Origin of the sequence: Pseudaestuariivita rosea (assembly GCF_017592335.1) — a bacterium.
GTDB lineage: Bacteria > Pseudomonadota > Alphaproteobacteria > Rhodobacterales > Rhodobacteraceae > Parasulfitobacter > Parasulfitobacter rosea.
Map to the genome: position 1 here is coordinate 44,191 of NZ_JACNMP010000020.1, position 17,733 is coordinate 61,923.

20 protein-coding genes are annotated in these 17,733 nt (G+C 53.8%); 12 read left to right on the forward strand and 8 right to left on the reverse strand.

The genetic code is table 11. The features are described from left to right. Window positions 1-3: 3 nt before the first annotated feature. Window positions 4-1,515: an Asp-tRNA(Asn)/Glu-tRNA(Gln) amidotransferase subunit GatB gene (gatB, locus tag H7848_RS13515; RefSeq protein WP_208352421.1), complete on the reverse strand. Its 1,512-nt coding sequence runs from the start codon at window positions 1,513-1,515 to the stop codon at window positions 4-6. A gap of 125 nt (window positions 1,516-1,640) precedes the next feature. Between gatB and H7848_RS13520 the strand changes: the two genes are divergently transcribed. Beyond that, on the forward strand, window positions 1,641-2,240 hold the full coding sequence (locus H7848_RS13520) for a transglycosylase SLT domain-containing protein (RefSeq protein ID WP_208352426.1): 600 nt from the start codon (window positions 1,641-1,643) through the stop codon (window positions 2,238-2,240). Window positions 2,241-2,410: 170 nt separating this feature from the next. Here the strand turns inward: H7848_RS13520 and H7848_RS13525 are convergent, their stop codons facing one another. From H7848_RS13525 to pepN, 5 genes are all read right to left on the reverse strand, one after another. Continuing rightward, entirely contained in the window at window positions 2,411-2,995 is a 585-nt protein-coding gene (locus H7848_RS13525) for a Swt1 family HEPN domain-containing protein (RefSeq protein WP_208352428.1), read from the reverse strand. After that, complete coding sequence (locus H7848_RS13530) at window positions 2,988-3,641, reverse strand: DUF5343 domain-containing protein (protein WP_208352431.1); 654 nt, start codon at window positions 3,639-3,641, stop codon at window positions 2,988-2,990. The genes H7848_RS13525 and H7848_RS13530 overlap by 8 nt, the downstream gene beginning before the upstream one ends. Before the next feature lie 378 nt (window positions 3,642-4,019). Then, window positions 4,020-4,877, reverse strand: coding sequence for a lysophospholipid acyltransferase family protein (locus H7848_RS13535; RefSeq protein ID WP_208352433.1), 858 nt, complete (start codon window positions 4,875-4,877; stop codon window positions 4,020-4,022). A 111-nt stretch (window positions 4,878-4,988) separates the two neighbouring features. Then, window positions 4,989-5,519 carry a hypothetical protein gene (locus H7848_RS13540; protein ID WP_208352436.1) on the reverse strand — a complete coding sequence of 177 codons (531 nt, stop codon included), beginning with the start codon at window positions 5,517-5,519 and terminating at the stop codon, window positions 4,989-4,991. Between the two features lie 34 nt (window positions 5,520-5,553). Then, window positions 5,554-8,106, reverse strand: coding sequence for an aminopeptidase N (gene pepN / locus H7848_RS13545; RefSeq protein WP_208352439.1), 2,553 nt, complete (start codon window positions 8,104-8,106; stop codon window positions 5,554-5,556). A 99-nt stretch (window positions 8,107-8,205) separates the two neighbouring features. Between pepN and H7848_RS13550 the strand changes: the two genes are divergently transcribed. The 3 genes from H7848_RS13550 to H7848_RS13560 all read left to right on the forward strand — a co-directional run bounded on the left by H7848_RS13550 (window position 8,206) and on the right by H7848_RS13560 (window position 9,500). Beyond that, on the forward strand, window positions 8,206-8,583 hold the full coding sequence (locus tag H7848_RS13550) for a VOC family protein (protein ID WP_208352441.1): 378 nt from the start codon (window positions 8,206-8,208) through the stop codon (window positions 8,581-8,583). Continuing rightward, the gene (locus H7848_RS13555) at window positions 8,583-9,275 is read left to right on the forward strand and encodes a helix-turn-helix transcriptional regulator (protein ID WP_208352443.1); all 693 of its coding nucleotides are present in this window, start codon (window positions 8,583-8,585) and stop codon (window positions 9,273-9,275) included. Before H7848_RS13550 ends, H7848_RS13555 begins: the two co-directional genes overlap by 1 nt. 63 nt (window positions 9,276-9,338) lie before the next feature. Continuing rightward, window positions 9,339-9,500, forward strand: coding sequence for a hypothetical protein (locus H7848_RS13560; protein WP_208352444.1), 162 nt, complete (start codon window positions 9,339-9,341; stop codon window positions 9,498-9,500). A gap of 29 nt (window positions 9,501-9,529) precedes the next feature. On the opposite strand, the gene H7848_RS13565 is transcribed toward H7848_RS13560, so the two are convergent. Next, on the reverse strand, window positions 9,530-9,790 hold the full coding sequence (locus H7848_RS13565; RefSeq protein ID WP_208352445.1) for a hypothetical protein: 261 nt from the start codon (window positions 9,788-9,790) through the stop codon (window positions 9,530-9,532). A 133-nt stretch (window positions 9,791-9,923) separates the two neighbouring features. Between H7848_RS13565 and H7848_RS13570 the strand changes: the two genes are divergently transcribed. Together H7848_RS13570 and H7848_RS13575 are read left to right on the forward strand one after the other, a co-directional pair. Then, window positions 9,924-11,459, forward strand: coding sequence for an FAD-binding domain-containing protein (locus H7848_RS13570; RefSeq protein WP_208352446.1), 1,536 nt, complete (start codon window positions 9,924-9,926; stop codon window positions 11,457-11,459). Next, window positions 11,456-11,620 carry a DUF2256 domain-containing protein gene (locus H7848_RS13575; RefSeq protein ID WP_208352447.1) on the forward strand — a complete coding sequence of 55 codons (165 nt, stop codon included), beginning with the start codon at window positions 11,456-11,458 and terminating at the stop codon, window positions 11,618-11,620. The genes H7848_RS13570 and H7848_RS13575 overlap by 4 nt, the downstream gene beginning before the upstream one ends. 56 nt (window positions 11,621-11,676) lie before the next feature. Here H7848_RS13575 and H7848_RS13580 read toward each other — a convergent pair whose 3' ends face one another. After that, a complete protein-coding gene (locus H7848_RS13580) occupies window positions 11,677-12,294 on the reverse strand; it encodes a LysE family translocator (protein WP_208352448.1) in 618 nt (205 codons plus the stop codon). A 202-nt stretch (window positions 12,295-12,496) separates the two neighbouring features. Here H7848_RS13580 and H7848_RS13585 point away from each other — a divergent pair, with 202 nt between their 5' ends. The 6 genes from H7848_RS13585 (at window position 12,497) to rpmE (ending at window position 17,277) form a co-directional block, all read left to right on the forward strand. After that, window positions 12,497-14,653 (forward strand): malate synthase G, encoded by a 2,157-nt coding sequence (locus tag H7848_RS13585; RefSeq protein ID WP_208352449.1) that lies wholly within the window; start codon window positions 12,497-12,499, stop codon window positions 14,651-14,653. Window position 14,654: 1 nt separating this feature from the next. Continuing rightward, the gene (locus H7848_RS13590; RefSeq protein WP_208352451.1) at window positions 14,655-15,083 is read left to right on the forward strand and encodes a GlcG/HbpS family heme-binding protein; all 429 of its coding nucleotides are present in this window, start codon (window positions 14,655-14,657) and stop codon (window positions 15,081-15,083) included. Window positions 15,084-15,198: 115 nt separating this feature from the next. Continuing rightward, window positions 15,199-15,717, forward strand: a complete 519-nt coding sequence (locus H7848_RS13595; protein WP_208352454.1) for a hypothetical protein — start codon at window positions 15,199-15,201, stop codon at window positions 15,715-15,717. Window positions 15,718-15,792: 75 nt separating this feature from the next. Continuing rightward, window positions 15,793-16,614 carry a tRNA (guanosine(37)-N1)-methyltransferase TrmD gene (trmD, locus tag H7848_RS13600; protein WP_208352455.1) on the forward strand — a complete coding sequence of 274 codons (822 nt, stop codon included), beginning with the start codon at window positions 15,793-15,795 and terminating at the stop codon, window positions 16,612-16,614. A gap of 52 nt (window positions 16,615-16,666) precedes the next feature. Beyond that, window positions 16,667-17,041: a 50S ribosomal protein L19 gene (gene rplS, locus H7848_RS13605; RefSeq protein ID WP_208352456.1), complete on the forward strand. Its 375-nt coding sequence runs from the start codon at window positions 16,667-16,669 to the stop codon at window positions 17,039-17,041. A gap of 14 nt (window positions 17,042-17,055) precedes the next feature. Beyond that, complete coding sequence (gene rpmE / locus H7848_RS13610) at window positions 17,056-17,277, forward strand: 50S ribosomal protein L31 (RefSeq protein WP_208352457.1); 222 nt, start codon at window positions 17,056-17,058, stop codon at window positions 17,275-17,277. The last annotated feature ends 456 nt before the right edge of the window (window positions 17,278-17,733 follow it).

The following is a 17,733-nucleotide window of genomic DNA, read 5'->3' on the forward strand; positions in this document are numbered from 1 at the left end:
CAGCTATCCGTTCAGCTTTTTTGCAACGATTTCATTTACGGCCTTCGGGTTGGCCTTGCCGCCCGTCGCCTTCATCACCTGACCAACGAACCATCCCGCCAGTTTCGGGTTTTCCTTGGCCTTCTCGACCTGAGCCGGGTTGTCCGCGATCACCTGATCCACCGCCGCCTCAATGGCGCTCGTGTCGGTGACCTGTTTCATCCCGCGCTCTTCCACGATCTGCGCAGGATCGCCCCCTTCGGTATAAACGATCTCAAACAGGTCCTTCGCGATCTTGCCCGAGATATCGCCCTTGGCAATCAGCTCAATAATCGCGCCCAATTGCGCGGGGCTGACGGGGGTTTCGGTGATATCGTGATCCTCTTTCTTCAGCCGCCCGAACAGTTCGTTGATTACCCAGTTCGCGGCCAGTTTGCCGTCACCGTGGGTGGCGACCTCCTCAAAATAGGCGGCATTCTCAGCCTCGGCCGTCAGCACACTGGCGTCATAGTCCGACAGACTGAAGTCACTGATAAACCGCGCCTTCTTCTCATCCGGCAGTTCGGGCATATCGGAGGCAATCTCATCGACCCAGGCCTGTTCGATCTCAAGCGGTAGCAGATCGGGATCGGGGAAATAACGATAATCATGCGCCTCTTCCTTGGATCGCATCGACCGCGTTTCGCCCTTGTCAGGATCATAAAGGCGGGTTTCCTGATCAATGCTGCCGCCGCTCTCAAGGATGGTGATCTGGCGGCGAGCTTCATACTCAATCGCCTGCTGGATAAACCGCATTGAGTTCATGTTCTTGATCTCGCACCGCGTGCCCAAATGCGAAAAATCCTGCGTTTCCTGATACTTTTCATACTGACCCGGACGACAGACCGATACGTTCACATCCGCCCGCAGGTTTCCGTTCTGCATGTTGCCATCACAGGTGCCCAGATAGCGCAGGATCTGGCGCAGTTTGGCGATATAGGCGGCGGCTTCTTCGGGGCCGCGGATGTCGGGGCGGCTGACGATCTCCATCAGTGCGACGCCTGTCCGGTTCAGATCCACAAAGCTCATCGCAGGGTCCATGTCGTGGATGGATTTGCCAGCGTCCTGTTCCAGATGAATGCGTTCGATCCGTACCATGCGCGCGGTGCCGTCGCCCATTTCGACCAGAACTTCGCCCTCGCCCACAATGGGATGATACAGCTGCGAAATCTGATAGCCCTGTGGCAAATCGGGGTAGAAATAGTTCTTGCGGTCAAAGGCCGACCGCAGGTTGATCTGCGCTTTTAGCCCCAGCCCGGTCTTCACGGCCAGCGCCACGCAGCCTTCGTTGATCACCGGCAACATGCCCGGCATGCCCGCGTCCACAAAGGCGACGTTTGAGTTAGGCTCGGCCCCGAATTGGGTCGAGGCGCCGGAAAACAACTTGGCCTTGCTGGACACCTGCGCGTGGACTTCCATCCCAATGACCAGTTCCCAATCATGTTTCGCGCCAGCGATCACTTTGGGTTTCGGGGTGTCGTAGGTCAGATCAAGCATGGCTGTGAGTCCTTTGTCTGTCAGTGCGTTCTAAGACAGCCAGACAAAGGGGGCAAGCCTGCCGATAAAGCCATGTGATGCAGAAATTGCTTGAATGATGCTGCCAAGTTCTAAAAGCTGGTGACATGAGTGCATTGAAAACAGTTTTTAGTCTGACACTGCTGGCCCTTCCGATGGGGTGCGGTGCAGATACATCCGAAGAACCTTCGACCTATCTGCCTGTCATGCAATGGGATTTTCATGAACAAGGTCCGGACTGGACGCAGGCCAGTATGGATGCGCTGGAATCCCATGGTGCAGCTTTGACAGACACGGTACCCAACGACATCGCTACATGGTGTCCTGCTTATCCTGAGGCCAGTGCCGCCGAACGTCGCGCATTCTGGACTGGCCTTTTGTCGGCCCTGGCAAAATACGAAAGCACCTGGAACCCACAGGCCGTCGGCGGGGGTGGGCAGTGGTTCGGTTTGGTTCAGATATCACCCGCAACGGCACGTGGGTATGGGTGCCGGGCCAAGTCAGGCCTTGCTTTGCAGGATGGTGAGGCAAACCTAAGCTGCGCCATCCGCATCATGGCCACAACGGTCACGCGCGATAACGCTGTGGCATTCAAAGAAGACGGCCGCCGCGGAGGCGTCGCCGCCGACTGGGGCCCATTTGTCAGCGCGGAAAAACGCGAAAGCATGGCCGCCTGGACGTCGTCGCAAAGCTACTGCAGCTTATAAAGCCGATGTCTGGCGTGCTCTAAGAAGTACGGAATATGGCTAAAGCCACATGACGAATAGCCAGTTGGATTTTGATACCCTCCCTTGACTTAACCACTCAAACCCATACCCCGTGGTTTGGGGGCTGACAACGTGTCCAGTTACGGCTTTCTGGCTTTGTAAGCCTCACTTTAAAGGCCAACCACTTTGTTCCAATCCGAGATATACATGTATATGCGTTGGAATTCCGACGGTAGAAGCATGCGATTGTGCGCAACAAAATTACGAGCTTTTTCCAGTTCTGTCATTCGTTGTCGAATCCAAGCCTGGCTTGGCATTGTGTCTTTGAAATGCGCCCAGTTCTCGATGATGATCGAGGCTAAATCACCAAAATCGACAAACTCCAGACGATCGCCTTTGGCACCTTCTAGCCACGAATCTTTCTCAGCAGTTTTTTGGCGAGACTCGGCCATGCTCTTGACCTTGTTTGGAACAGAGTCTGTTTCCCACCATTCCGGGCTGACTTTCTCATCCAGGGTGTCTCGTATCAAAGAACGCACTTCATTCTCGAACGCATGCAAAACAGAGTACAAGCGAGCCATTTCGAGTGCGTCGTTTCTTCGCTGCACGCCAAATGGACTTAGAGCTTCTAGCAGCAGCTTCTCTTCGGTCTGGCCGATATCTGCTCCAACCTTAATTCCTGCCTGCCTAAAAATCTCCGACTCCGACTCAAAAAGTAATCCACGAAAGACGAAATCTCTGACTGAGCTACTCAATGATATGCTCCCGCAGGGATTTGAAGATAGCATTGTAAACTTCTATGTCTTTGGTAGCAGGTAGATGAATTTGGATATTATAATTCAACCCGATGCTATTTGGTTGCATCACTGGAATCTGCGGCTGAACGGAGTCTGTCGTTTCTTTTACTGCGCTGGTTGCGGACTTATCAGGTCTTTTAACTTCCAGTTCAGGTTCGCGTGCCTGAACCCCTCCACCTATAATCGATTGCTTGTCTGAAAGTTCATAGAGCGCCAAGAATGTCCGCGCGGCCCTGTCAGCTGATGTATCTGACATATTGTAGGTGCTTTTGTACTTACCTACGATCATGTCGAGATCGGCAGGTGAAGGCTCTCGTTTCATAACGAAAATATCACTATAAGCTTCTCTGACGGCTTCACCCAACACGATCTTCCAGCGGGTTTTGTCGAGGAAGTCCATGTATTGATTTGTTGGTGTCCCATCGGCTGACAAGAAACCGAGACCCTTCATCAAGCCGATTGTAGAATGCCAGTTTGATGATGTTAAACCAAGGTCTTTCAAAAAAGTTCGGTTAAATGTTGAAGGCGCTTGGCCTTCGCGCAACTTATCAAAAAATTCCCCAAGCTTTGTGTAGATTTGTGTCGTTTGCTTTAAAAGTGCCATAAAAATTTCCTATATAGATACCATCTATGAAGTGCTTTCGATTTGAAAACTATCTTTGAGTCGGTTTGCTCACCGTCAACGCACAATAAAAAAGTCACGGCACAATTTCCAGTAGAAGCGGAGAACGGAAATAGGCTAGGAGTAGCAAGCCATTAATATGCGTGATCAAGGCTGTTTTTTCACGGGGTACAACTTAATGATCTGCTGACCAGCGGCAAAAAAATGTAACTGATTTGTATAGAGTTTTCTGCTTCCCGCCTTGCTTCCCATTTTGAACCGCTGCACGCTTCAGAAAACCAAAAACCAACACGACCACGTAGCTCAACTGGATAGAGCAACGCCCTCTTAAGGGTTGATGAAGCTGAGACCTGCGTAAAGTCAGACCCAGCTTGGGCGTCGTGTCATTTGCACCAAAGACACAGCAGGTGCGTGGCGGCCGCCCAGGGCGAGTGTTGCGTCGCGTAAAACCCGAATGGCGTCTTCCGATTTGGCTGGTAGAGCCTTGGCGGAAATGGGATCGCCGACCGTGATCCGGAACGGTTGGCGGTGTTTGTTCAGCGTTTCATAAAACAGTGTGATGTCCCGCAGCGTGGGGTGGATCAGATCGAACAGATAAAATAGCGCCGAATTTCGGGCGCGGATATTGACGGGGATCACCTGTAGGTCGAACTTGCGCGCGATCATCGCAGCCGAGGCCATCCAGGGCCGTTCATAAAGACGCAATCCGCGGCGTTTGGCCAGTCGACCGGATGGAAAGATCACCCCAAGGCGGCCATCGTTCACGGCCTTGCGTGTATAGTCCATCGTGGCCCGCGTCTTGGCTATCGTACGCTTTTCTTCGCGCCACTCGACCGAGGCTATCATGGTTTCCATCTGCGGCAGAACGCGCAGGATATCCCCGTTGGCAAAATAAAACGCGTCAGACCGCAACTGACTGATCAGGTGGTTCAGAATGACACCATCAGCGATACCCGTCGGATGATTGGCGACAATCAAAGCGGGTCCGTGGCGCGGAATGTGCTGCAAGCCGCTGACCGTCACATCGCGTGCCAGCAACGCACCCAGACGATGCATGATCTGATCAGTGGGTTGGCTTCGAAACTCTTCTGCCAGTTCCAAAGTGCGCGCGTAGCCCAGCATATTGTGAAGCGCTGTGCGGGCTAAATGCGTACCTGGCCGGTCCCTGAACAACCAAGGGGCACGTTCCTGAATAAGGGGATCGATCCGTTCCTGCATGGGCCTGACACATCAGATAAATGCAACGTTTGCATGACAGGTGTGTATTTTTCACAGCGCTACAAGTCGGTCGGAAATTATCCGCCAATATCAGCTAATGCGCCGCACAGCCTAGGTGATATGGAAGGCCCGTTTTACGTCATCCAGCGCATCGCGTTGTTTGTCATTCATATCGTCGCCATTCGTCGATAGCGTATCGCGCAGAACTGTTAGCAGGGGGGTGAAAGCCTCGCCGCCGGTCATTTTATACAACTTGCGAGACAGGCGCGATACAGCCTGATCCGCACCACCACATTGGTTCATCAGCCAACGTCCCAAAACGGTCATTTCTTCGGCGTCCTTGTCGGACATACTTAGAACTGATTGCAAATTGCGGTGCAGCGCATTGCGATGTTCCTGGGTGGGATAATCATCAAGCTCAAGAAATGACACCGCCAGCGCCGCAATGGCAATCTTGGGGTCGTCGATATCTTCTACAGGATGAGTATTGGCGCGGCGCTTGAACCCAAATCTGCGAGCCGCATTTTTCACGTCCAGGGCGGCGTCGAATATGTCACCTGCGATATTGGCCGCATTCCTTGACCGCAGAACAAAGAAATATAGAGCAACGGCAGCACCTGCCAAAGCAATTAAAAATGGCATTTCAGTCCTTTACATCGTCAAGAATGGCACATAATCAGCCGTTCAATATGCGGCCCACCATTTCGGTTACATCGCGTGACAAATTCGGTGTATCTGCGATTCTTTGCAATGCGGCTTTCATCTTTGCCTGACGATCTGTGTCATAACGGCGCCAGGTCTCGAATGCGGTGCACATGCGCGCGGTGGTCTGCGGATTGAACGGATCCAACCGGATCAACCAGTCGGCCAACAGATCATAGCTTGCGCCGCTTGGATGATGAAAGCCAGCTGCATTTCCCGTTAATGCGCCCAAAGCACTGCGGAACCGGTTGGGGTTTTTCCAGTCAAAATCAGGATGCTGGGTCAGGTGTTCAGTAATCTCGGCCGCCTTTGCCGGGGCGGCATATGAAATCTGCAGGCCAAACCACTTGTCTATGACCAGTCGGTCGGCTTTCCACTGTTCATAAAATGATTGCGTTGCAGTGTCGGACTGATCGATATTCAACAAGCACCCGAATGCCGCCAATTGCTGGGTCATATTGTCAGCAGAATCATATTGCTTTTGCGCCTGCGCACCGCCGTCGGTCAACGAAATTAAGGATAAAACAGCATTGCCCAAGGCCCGTTTTCCCGCCGCTTCGGCATCGGGGGAGTAGGAGCCATCGACATGCATTGCTGCATAGATCCGCGGAAGAGCGTCCTGCATATGCTGTGCCATTGTCTGGCGCAGCGTTTCAAGCGCCTGATAAATCGCCATCGGATCGGGCGTGTGCCCCATGTCAAACAAGGTTTGTGCCAGTTCATCCTGTGTCGGCAGGCGCATAACAAGCGCACGAAAAGCCGGATCAAGGCTATCATCCCGCAAAACCGCCAACAGCGCATCAAGGAATGCTTGATCGGGCGCCGCACCTTTGGTAATCATGTCGATCAGGGTCCTACGGGCCAGCGCGCGACCGGATTCCCATTTGTTGAACGGGTCTGTATCATGGGCCAGAAGGAAGGCAGCATTATCGCCAATCCCGTCTGTTTCAAGAATGACCGGGGCAGAAAATCCGCGCAGAATGGATGGAATGGGCTTTGCCCCAAGGCCATCGAAGCTGAAACTTTGTTCGGCCTCAGTCATCTCAAGCACCTGGGTTTCCACGACCTCGCCCCCATCCGGGTTCAGCAGCCCAACCGCGATGGGGATGACAACCGGTTGCTTGGCCTCTTGCCCTGGCGTGGGTGGCGTATTCTGGCGGAAGGTTAGCGTATAGGCACCATTTTCAAATGCCTCACTCACCTTTAACCGCGGTGTTCCGGCCTGCGAATACCAGCGTTTGAATTGGGTCAGATCGCGCCCTGTGGTGTCTTCGAAAACCTTCAGCCAATCTTCGATTGTGCAAGCCTGACCGTCGTGACGGCGGAAATACAGATCAAGCGCTTTGTAGTAATCCTGATCACCCACAAGCGTTTTGAGCATCCGGATAAGCTCGGCCCCTTTTTCGTAAACGGTGGCGGTGTAGAAATTGTTGATCTCGACAAAGCTTTCGGGCCGCACGGGGTGTGCCAGTGGTCCGTTATCTTCGCGGAATTGACGCCCACGCAACGCCATCACATCGTTGATCCGTGCAACAGCCGCACTGCGTTCATCTGCGGTGAACTGCTGGTCGCGGAAAACGGTCAGACCCTCTTTCAGGCAAAGCTGAAACCAGTCGCGGCAAGTGATCCGATTACCCGTCCAGTTATGGAAATACTCATGGGCAATGATCGCCTCAATCCGTTCATAGTTGGCATCAGTTGAGGTTTCAGGCGACGCCAGAACGGCGGCAGAGTTGAAGATATTCAGCCCCTTGTTTTCCATTGCGCCCATATTAAAGTCGTCCACAGCGACGATGTTAAAGATATCCAGATCATATTCAGCGTTATAGAAATTTTCGTCCCAGACCATGGACCGTTTCAGCGCATCCAGCCCGAAATCGCACTTGTGTTCGTCCCCCGGGCGGACATACAGGTTCAGATCGACCTGCCTGCCGGACCGCGTGGTGAATGTATCGGACTTCGCAATCAGATCGCCCGCAACCAGCGCAAATAGATAGGCGGGCTTGGGCCATGGATCGTGCCATTCTGCCCAACCTTCGCCCTGCGCCACTGCGTTGCCGTTCGACAATAGTACCGGCAGGTTGCCTTCAATGCGTACAGTGAATACGGCCATCACATCGGGGCGATCGGGGTAATAGGTGATCTTGCGAAACCCTTCGGCCTCACACTGGGTGCAATACATACCGCGCGACATATAAAGACCTTCAAGTGCGGTGTTGGTGGCGGGGCTGATTTCAACCTCGGCCTCCCAGATGAATGGTGCGTTGGGTACATCCAGCTTTAGACTGTCGCCTGTCAGATTGGTCTGAACATCCTGACCGTCGACTTTGGCCCAGATCAGCTTCAGATGTTCGCCGTGCAGCATAAAATCCTGTGATGTCGCATCAGGGTTCGGACGAAATTCGATCCGGCTGATGACGCGCGTCGCATTCGGATCAAGACGAAAGGTCAGATGAACCGCATCCACCAGAAAAGCCGGTGGCGTGTAGTCAGCAAGATAAATCGTCTGAGGCGTATCGGTGCGCATCTTGGCCCTTTCTGTTTCGATCCTGACACGATGCTGACATAACGTTGTCAGCAGGCCTGTGCCAATGATGTGTCACGATATACAACAAGGAGCAAACCAATGACATTCCATCCTGATCATTTTACAGTTTGGGCAGAAATTCCGGTCACCGACATGGCGCGTGCAACTGAATTTTACGAAGCGGTCCTGCAAACCAAGCTGCGGTATGATGAAACCGGACCGAACCCAGTTGCCTACTTTGAGACCAAAGACAGGGATAAGGGCATTGCCGGTCATATCTACCCCGGCAAGCCAGCCACCAGGGGAACAGGTCCGACTATCCACCTGATCGCGCCCGGCAAACTGCAGGATACGATGGACCGTGTCAAAGCCGCAGGCGGAGAAGTGCTGTCACCTGCAATCCCGATCCCTGCCGGTGATTTCTTTTATATATACGATCTTGACGGCAACTCTGTCGGTCTGTTCGAGGCCAAGTGATGCGACGCGCCGACCGTCTTTTCAGGATTGTGCAAGATCTGCGGGGCGGTCGGCTGGTCACGGCGGAAAAGCTGGCGAACCTGCACGAGGTTTCAAAGCGCACGATTTATCGTGATGTCGCTGATCTGCAGGCCAGTGGCGTTCCGATCACGGGCGAGGCTGGCGTAGGCTATGTCATGCAGGGCGGTTTTGACATGCCGCCCCTGATGTTTACCCATGATGAGATCACCGCATTGGTCGCAGGCGCGCGATTGACCAAGGCCTGGGGCGGTCTTTCCATGGCACGCGCTGCAGAAGAGGCGCTGATCAAGATCGAAGCCGTCCTGTCTGAAGGTGATCGCGCCGTGATGGACAAGGTTGAAATACGCTCAATTGCGCCTGAAATGAATGATAAGTTACGCGCCAGGCTGGATCAGATCGACGCTGCTATAGAAAAGTGTCAGGTGCTGGATATCACTTACAGCGATGCGAACGGCGAACGATCGACGCGACATATTCGCCCGCTTGGGCTTTGGTTTTGGGGCAAGGTCTGGACGCTGATGTCATGGTGCGAGTTGCGCGACGACTTCAGAATGTTCCGAGTTGATCGCATCCAAAAGGCCCGCAGCGTTGGCCATTTTAAGCCTGATCCGGATAAGTCCCTGATTGCGTTTTATCATAAGGCAGAATGCGAAGGCATCGAAAATCAATAATGCTTGGAACTTTTTCTGCTGCGGTCCGTTAATTGGCCAGAGTAGTGCAATAAGGAGTTGATAATGTCTGCCCCCGATACAAACGTTGAAAAACAGCGCGAAAACCATCGTCCACCTTTGATAGGCATTGCGTTGGTCGTTGTATTCGCGCTTGTTTTACTGACATTACTGCTTGGCTGGACCTTTTATGCAGGTCAATCAGCCAGTTTGGCTGGCATCGAATAGCAGCAGCGAAAAGTTAGTCTTAACAATGCTTAAGCTTTTTCATCATCATGCTTGGAAAACAGCGCGGACCAAACAAAGTAAAGTCCGATGACAGCGCCAAGACCCATAAGTAAAAGACCAGCGTTTGTCATGCCCAATTGTTCGATCAGCCAATTCTGGGCATCCATAAACAATTGTGCCCGGCGATTGCCAGTTTGAGCAGGCGTACCGGAAAACAAAAGAAATCCTAGATATCCAAGGCTGCCACCCAACACAATCGCGCCAATTAAACTATAGATACGATACAGCATTTTACATTCCCTCGCTTCAATGATGCCTGATTTCGAAAGCAGATGACATCATAGTTTTGTGAAACATCGCTATGTCACTGCACGCGGAAAAGGAAGGCGTGGACATAAGTCGATTAAAATTTATCTGTTTGCTATGACAATTTTGCTTTGGTTCAAACGTGATCTACGCACACATGATAACGCGGCTCTGACGGCAGTTGGCCATTCGGATGCCGTTTTACCACTGTATATTGTCGAACCCGACTATTGGCGTCTAAGCGATACGTCTGCACGACAGTACGACTTTATCGCGGAAAGCCTGCATGAGCTAAGGCAAGCCATGGCCCAGTTCGGCGCACCGCTGATTGTTCGGGTTGGTGACGCGATTGATGTGTTTGGTCAATTCCATGAAGAGCATCGACTGACACGTATCATCAGTCACGAAGAAACGGGCAATCTTTGGACTTATCGCCGCGATCTTCGCGTGGCAGACTGGTGCAGGGCAAATGGTATCCTTTGGCATGAGATGCCGCAAAGTGGGGTGGTCAGACGATTAAAGGGTCGCGATGGCTGGGCGGCGCGGCGCGAACGTTTTGTCCGCGCTCCGATCATAGCTGCGCCAGTGGCGCTGAAGGCTATAGAATGTGATCCCGGCCAGATACCCACATCAGATCAGCTTGGTCTGAAACCCGATCGATGCCCACAACGACAAAATGGCGGGCGGGCCAATGGTTTGGCGCTTTTGGACAGTTTCCTGAACACGCGCGGGCAGACCTATCGCAAGGCGATGTCATCCCCAGTTCAGGGGGAATGGGCCTGTTCCAGGCTGTCGGCCCATTTGGCAGTGGGCACCTTGTCGATGAAGGAAGTCGTTCAGGCCGCAAACCAGCGCAAAGCCCAGGTCAAAGGCCAGCGTGATGGCTGGTCAGGATCGCTGAGTTCCTTTACCAGCCGCTTGGCCTGGCGTGATCACTTCATGCAAAAGCTCGAAGATGAACCCAGGATCGAAACCCACTGCCTGCATTCAGCTTACGAAAATCTGCGGCCGAAAGAACCTGACGCCGCCCGACTGCATGCCTGGCAGGTGGGCGAAACAGGCCTGCCGTTCGTAGATGCGTGTATGCGCTATCTGACAGCGACGGGTTGGCTGAATTTCCGGATGCGGTCGATGCTGATGGCTGTGGCATCCTATCACCTGTGGCTCGATTGGCGACCGACGGGCAACCATCTGGCGCGGATGTTTACCGATTATGAACCGGGCATTCACTGGTCACAGACGCAGATGCAATCGGGCACCACGGGCATGAATACTGTGCGCATTTATAACCCGGTCAAACAGGGCTACGATCAGGACCCAACCGGCATCTTCACCCGGCGTTGGGTGCCTGAACTGGCGGACGTTCCCGACGCATTCCTGCAAGAGCCCTGGAAATGGGATGGCGCGGGCCAGCTTTTGGGCAAGCGCTATCCACATCCGATCGTCGATGTGAAGTCCGCCGCCGCCGAAGCGCGGGACAGGGTCTGGGCGGTTCGTCGGGGGGACGCTTTCCGGGCCGAGGCCGCGCAGATCGTCGAAAAACATGCCAGCCGGAAAGACAGCAACAATCACTTTGTCAACGATCGCGCGCCGCGTAAAAATCCGCCGCGCAAACGCCCGGCGCGCACCGAACAACTGAAGTTGGACCTATGACGCGCCATCGCAAGAAATCCGACCTGCCCCAAAAGACCTGCGCAACCTGCGGCCTGCCCTTCACCTGGCGCAAAAAATGGGCCAAAGTCTGGGATGAGGTCCGCTATTGCAGTGAAAGATGCAGGCGCGAAAAATCGAACAAAGCCGTCAGACGGTCATAAACCCTGGCTTGGTTTCCAACTGTCGCGGCTGCCTTTGTTATTCTATGCGTTTCTGATCACGATCGCGACGGCTGTGGCCTGAACAATAAAAACACCCCGAACAGGCACATGGTCACGCCGGATCCACGCTGCATCCATGACAGTTTTCCCGATGCGAAACGCGATGCAAACCGTCCGACGGTCGCATAGGCAAAGATTGCGATAGCCTCAAGCGCCAAGAAACACAGACCCAGCAACGCGTAGCTTTGCCAATAGGCCTCGACAGACACGAATTGTGGAAAGAATGCCGCAAAAATCAAAATAGCCTTGGGATTGCTGATCGCGACCAAAGCCTCGGACCGGAAAGCAGACGTCGTAGAGGTCGCGGTATCGATTGTATCGGAATTTTCAAGGGTCGCCGCACTTCGCCAAAGCTTGATCCCAAGCCAAATCAGGTAAATCGCGCCCAGGACTTTGACAATGTTGAAAAGCGCTGCAGACGCGGTCAGCAGCAACCCTAGGCCAAGCGCACTGGCCGTGATCATGGCAATAAACACAATCAAACGTCCAACCGCTGCTTTTTGCGCAAAAAGAACACCATGTCGGGCGCCATGCGTCATAGCCAGCAGATTGTTTGGACCAAAAGCAAGGTTAAGCGCGAAGCAGGCGGGAACAAATATCAGCCAATCGATCATTCTAAACCCTTTGCTTGCGCCACATATGTCGCCTTTAGTGGTCGAACAGCGATGATGTCAATCGAACAGAGCATCGTCAGGCGATCAGTCTGACGCGTTATAAAGAAATACTTAACCGACGTTCAAAAACTCTTGGGGGTGGACCGGTTGCGTTACCCTGGGTCGCCTTCTAGGTTATTTCCCAACCCAAGGGAGGACTGAAATGACGGACCGCGTGGAACGATCAGGTTTGCAGGTGGATACGGCGCTGGCCGAGTTTGTTGAAAAAGAGGCTCTGCCGGGTACCGGTATTGCCGCGGACGCCTTCTGGGATGGGCTTGCGGATCTGGTGAATACTTGTGGGCCGAAGAACCGCGCGCTTCTAGAAAAGCGCGAGCAGATACAGACCCAGATTGACGACTGGCATAAGGCGCGCAAGGGTCAGCCCCACGATGCGGCTGCCTATAAGGCTTTTTTGGAGGACATCGGATATCTGCTGCCTGAGGGCGATGATTTTCAGATAGAAACCACGAATGTCGATCCTGAGATTGCGACGATCGCTGGTCCTCAACTGGTCGTGCCCATCATGAACGCCCGCTACGCGCTGAACGCGGCCAATGCGCGGTGGGGGTCGCTTTATGACGCCCTTTACGGCACCGATGCCTTGGGCGATCTGCCAAGTGGTGGCGGCTACGACAAAGACCGCGGCGCCCGGGTGATCGCGCGGGCGAAGGCCTTTCTGGATCAATCTGTGCCGCTAGCCTCGGGCACCTGGGCCGATGTTGCGGGGTTGCAAGCGGGTGAGGTGCTTCAGATCACCACCACTGCTGGTCCGACAACGTTGAAAGATCCTGACCAATACGCGGGCCATGCGGAAAACGACGGCTGTCAGATGGTCCTGCTGCGCAACAATGGTTTGCATATCGAGATCATGATCAACGCAGATAACGAGATCGGCAAGGACGACCCGGCCCATATCGCGGGCGTCAACCTGGAAGCCGCTCTGTCGACGATCATGGATTGCGAAGATTCAGTCGCCGCCGTCGATGGCCCTGATAAGGCACTGGCGTATCGCAATTGGCTGGGCCTGATGAAGGGCGACTTGACCGAGCAGGTCACAAAGGGCGACAAAACCTTCACCCGCAAGCTTTACGATGATTTCGAATATACCGCGCCGGATGGTCAGCCGTTTATGGTTAAATGCCGGTCGCTGATGCTGGTGCGTAATGTGGGGCACCTTATGACGACGCCCGCCGTGCTGGATGATGACGGCCACGAGATTGGCGAGGGACTGCTGGATGCGCTTTGCACTGCCATGATTGCGATGCACGATCTGGCCAAGAGCGAAGGCCCGCGCAATTCGGAAACCGGGTCGGTTTATGTAGTCAAACCCAAGATGCACGGACCCGAGGAGGTCGCTTTTGCAGATGAGATTTTCACAAAGGTCGAAGGCATCCTGGGCCTGCCCGCCAACACCGTGAAGATCGGGATTATGGACGAAGAACGCCGCACCTCGGTCAACCTTAAGGAATGTATCCGCGCCGCCAAGGCGCGGGTCGCGTTCATCAACACAGGGTTCCTGGATCGGACAGGGGATGAAATTCATACCTCGATGGAGGCTGGGCCGTTCGTTCGCAAGGGCCAGATGAAATCGACACCCTGGATTGCGTCCTATGAAGACCGCAATGTCGATATCGGGTTGGAATGCGGTCTGCAGGGTAAGGCGCAGATCGGCAAGGGAATGTGGGCGATGCCCGACCTGATGGCCGATATGCTGGACCAGAAAATCGGCCATCCGAAGGCGGGCGCGAATTGTGCCTGGGTGCCCAGCCCAACAGCTGCGACGCTGCATGCGATGCATTATCATCAGGTCGATGTCTTTGCTCGTCAGGACGAGATCAAGGCGCAAGGGCGTCGCGGCACGCTGGACGATCTGCTGACGATCCCTGTGATGGGGGGCGAAAACCTATGCGATGACGATATCGCGGCCGAGATCGAAAACAACGCACAAGGTATACTGGGCTATGTCGTGCGGTGGGTCGATCACGGGGTTGGATGCTCAAAAGTGCCCGATATCAACGATGTGGGCCTGATGGAGGACCGCGCGACCTGCCGCATCAGTTCACAGGCGCTGGCCAACTGGTTGCATCACGGCGTGGTCAGCGAAGACCGTGTGATGGCCGCGATGCAGAAGATGGCCGCCGTTGTGGACCGGCAGAACGCGAATGACCCGGCCTATCACCCCATGGCGCCGGAATTTAACAGTATCGCCTTTCAAGCCGCCTGCGATCTGGTATTCAAGGGGCGCGTGCAGCCGTCTGGCTATACCGAACCTGTGTTGCACGCCCGCAGGCTTGAGCTAAAGGAAAAGGGACACTGACATGGCCGATATCAATCTGAGAAAAGCGAAAAGCATCATCCGGGCGACATTGGCCAAAGGTCAGGAAATGGAAATGAAGCCCCTGTCCGTCGTCGTTCTGGATGCCGGTGGCCATGTGATAGCGTTTGAACGCGAAGATGGCGCCAGCCCTGGTCGGTTCGCCATTGCGCACGGCAAGGCCTATGGCGCGATCATGCTGGGCATGGCAGGCAGTGCGCAGATGGCGCGGGCAGAACAGCAGGCCTATTTCATGACAGCAATCAATGGTCTTTATGGCGGACAAGTGGTGCCGGTACCCGGTGGTCTGCTGGTCAAAGATAAAAAAGGCGCTGTGATCGGTGCAGTTGGCGTGACAGGGGACACATCCGACAACGACGCCGCCGCAGGTATGGCCGGGATCGAGGCCGCAGGTCTGACTGGCGAAAGCTGATCGCAATGGTTTTCGTCTTGGCCACCGAAAACACTTATTTGTGGTTGATAGCATCTCTTTGCAGTGACGTATCGCGTCAGTAGCAATTGCCTATCTATATCACATTGGGACTTCGATGCTGACATCATCGCACGACGCTATTCAGTTACTTGTATCCTTGGGGGCCCCAGAACGGCTTATCAAGCATCATGAACTGGTGGCTGAAGCAGGTGACTTGATTATAAAGCAGCTTGAAATGCTGAAAGTACCATTTGACAGTAACTTTGTACGCCTTGGCATTGCGGTTCACGACGCGGGTAAAATTGTGCATCCAAATGAGCTTGATGCTAAAGGAAACATGCATGAACAAGCCGGAGAACATCTACTGCTGAGCAGAGGTGTCCAAAAAGAGATCGCACGCTGCTGCCTTAGCCATGCACAATACGGCGTAATGCATGTTTGTTTTGAAGAAAAGCTTATCGCATTGGCTGATAAGCTATGGAAAGGCAAACGCGTTTCTGATCTTGAGCTACAGGTAATTGACGACACCGCTGCGTTGCTTGGGCAAGACAGATGGGACATATTTCCAGTTCTCGATAGCTGTTTTGAACAGATCGCCCAGGAAGGCGACACGCGTTTGGCGCGAAGTTTGTAGTGTTCAATTCGCTGTAGTCTCATTACAAAAATACGACACATTTCTATTTCTGCAAATTTATCCTAAAAACCGCCAATGACCGACACACCCAAATCCCATGGTCGCAAATCGATCAGTGCGACACTAAAGCCGCGTGAGTTGATGACTCATGCGCCCAAGCTGGCAGGTATATGGACGGCCAAGGTGATCACACTGTTTCCTGAGGCGTTTCCGGGGGTTTTGGGCGAAAGCCTGACCGGCAAGGCCCTGAAAGACGGGCTTTGGCAGTTGGAAACCGTTGACCTGCGGCCCTTTGGGGAAGGTAAGCATCGCAACGTCGATGATACGCCTGCGGGCGGTGGGGCCGGCATGGTGATGCGGGCCGATGTCTTGGGCCGGGCGATCACCCATGCGCAGCGGGACGCGCACGGGAACTGGCCGCTGATCTATCTGTCACCGCGGGGGCGGCCCCTGACCCAAGCGATGGCACAGCAGTTTTCGCAAGCCGACGGAATCACACTGCTGTGTGGCCGGTTTGAGGGCGTGGACCAGCGCGTGATCGACCATTTCGGATTTCAAGAGGTCTCGCTTGGGGATTTTGTCCTGACCGGGGGTGAGATTGCCGCACAAGCCTTGATTGATGCAACAGTTCGCCTTATACCGCGCGTGCTTGGGAATCACGCATCCACCGAAGAAGAATCCTTTTCCGACGGGTTGCTGGAACACCCTCAGTACACAAGGCCCGCCGTTTGGGACGGTCGCGCGATACCGGATATTCTTCAGTCCGGCCACCACGCGAAGATCACCGCCTGGCGCAGGGCTATGGCCGAAAGGCTGACTAAGGAACGACGTCCTGATCTCTGGCGGGCTTATTGTGCAAGGCATGGTAGGGACCCGGATGAAGACCAAGAGCTCTGAGGACGCGCAAATTTCGCGGGCAAAACCGTGAGCATTTATAGGAGTAGGTCAGATGAACCTGATCGCAGAACTTGAGGCGGAACAAGTCGCCTCGCTCGGGAAAGATATTCCCGATTTCAAAGCTGGCGATACCATTCGCGTCGGCTATAAAGTGACCGAAGGCACCCGCACCCGTGTTCAGAACTATGAAGGCGTGTGCATTTCCCGCAAGAATGGTGAAGGCATTTCCGGATCATTCACTGTTCGCAAAATCTCATTCGGTGAAGGTGTGGAACGTGTGTTCCCGCTCTATTCCACAAATATCGACAGCATCACCGTTGTGCGCCGCGGCCGCGTGCGCCGCGCCAAGCTGTATTACCTGCGCAGCCGTCGTGGTAAATCCGCCCGTATCGCTGAAGATACGACATACAAGCCCAAAAAAGCCTGAGAGGAGCGGGAGCCATGAGAAAAGAAACACATCCCGACTATCACTTCATCGACGTGAAGATGACAAACGGCGATATCGTGAAAATGCGTTCAACCTGGGGCAAGGAAGGCGACACGCTGTCGCTGGACATCGACCCGTCGGCGCATCCTGCCTGGACAGGCGGCAATGCCAAACTGCTGGACACCGGCGGTCGCGTATCGAAGTTCAAGAAAAAGTACGAAGGTCTAGGCTTTTAATCTGGTGCGATCCTGCCTTTTTTAGAAAGGTATACAGCATCTTACTAAAGAAGTTTTGCATCCATCAGAGATATCTGTTGGGTGCTTTTCTATTGTATACAGTTTGATATGCAAAAGTATTTTGAGGAATATAAAATATAATTTGGTAGCGCTCAGATTTCCAGGCAGGTGCGATGTAGCGATTACCGATTGGGAAATTGTTCGTTGGTAAACTTATGTGAACAAAAAAGTTGGTGCGTCTGACGTCAGCGCTTATGGGCCCAACTAGGGCCTGTTAACACTACCGTGTAATACATTTGTCTGTTAAGTATCTGTTATGAATGAGATATAGGTGGTTCGGTTTGTCTGAACAGTTTCAAGCCTTATCTTAGTTGGATTTTCCGCTCGGTTATGCCGCCACCGGGATTGGTCGCGACGGTTTGAGATATGCCTGATCGTGCGTTTGCCCGTCCAGCG

Bases quoted from the DNA above. Each gene is read 5' to 3' on its own strand.
- H7848_RS13535 (WP_208352433.1), bottom strand. From the start codon at position 4,877: ATGCAGGAACGGATCGATCCCCTTATTCAGGAACGTGCCCCTTGGTTG.
- gatB (WP_208352421.1), bottom strand. From the start codon at position 1,515: ATGCTTGATCTGACCTACGACACCCCGAAACCCAAAGTGATCGCTGGC.
- trmD (WP_208352455.1), top strand. From the start codon at position 15,793: ATGACCGACACACCCAAATCCCATGGTCGCAAATCGATCAGTGCGACA.
- H7848_RS13520 (WP_208352426.1), top strand. From the start codon at position 1,641: ATGAGTGCATTGAAAACAGTTTTTAGTCTGACACTGCTGGCCCTTCCG.
- rplS (WP_208352456.1), top strand. From the start codon at position 16,667: ATGAACCTGATCGCAGAACTTGAGGCGGAACAAGTCGCCTCGCTCGGG.
- H7848_RS13585 (WP_208352449.1), top strand. From the start codon at position 12,497: ATGACGGACCGCGTGGAACGATCAGGTTTGCAGGTGGATACGGCGCTG.
- H7848_RS13530 (WP_208352431.1), bottom strand. From the start codon at position 3,641: ATGGCACTTTTAAAGCAAACGACACAAATCTACACAAAGCTTGGGGAA.
- H7848_RS13595 (WP_208352454.1), top strand. From the start codon at position 15,199: ATGCTGACATCATCGCACGACGCTATTCAGTTACTTGTATCCTTGGGG.
- H7848_RS13550 (WP_208352441.1), top strand. From the start codon at position 8,206: ATGACATTCCATCCTGATCATTTTACAGTTTGGGCAGAAATTCCGGTC.
- H7848_RS13570 (WP_208352446.1), top strand. From the start codon at position 9,924: ATGACAATTTTGCTTTGGTTCAAACGTGATCTACGCACACATGATAAC.
- H7848_RS13575 (WP_208352447.1), top strand. From the start codon at position 11,456: ATGACGCGCCATCGCAAGAAATCCGACCTGCCCCAAAAGACCTGCGCA.
- H7848_RS13555 (WP_208352443.1), top strand. From the start codon at position 8,583: ATGCGACGCGCCGACCGTCTTTTCAGGATTGTGCAAGATCTGCGGGGC.
- H7848_RS13590 (WP_208352451.1), top strand. From the start codon at position 14,655: ATGGCCGATATCAATCTGAGAAAAGCGAAAAGCATCATCCGGGCGACA.
- pepN (WP_208352439.1), bottom strand. From the start codon at position 8,106: ATGCGCACCGATACGCCTCAGACGATTTATCTTGCTGACTACACGCCA.
- H7848_RS13565 (WP_208352445.1), bottom strand. From the start codon at position 9,790: ATGCTGTATCGTATCTATAGTTTAATTGGCGCGATTGTGTTGGGTGGC.
- H7848_RS13580 (WP_208352448.1), bottom strand. From the start codon at position 12,294: ATGATCGATTGGCTGATATTTGTTCCCGCCTGCTTCGCGCTTAACCTT.
- rpmE (WP_208352457.1), top strand. From the start codon at position 17,056: ATGAGAAAAGAAACACATCCCGACTATCACTTCATCGACGTGAAGATG.
- H7848_RS13560 (WP_208352444.1), top strand. From the start codon at position 9,339: ATGTCTGCCCCCGATACAAACGTTGAAAAACAGCGCGAAAACCATCGT.
- H7848_RS13540 (WP_208352436.1), bottom strand. From the start codon at position 5,519: ATGCCATTTTTAATTGCTTTGGCAGGTGCTGCCGTTGCTCTATATTTC.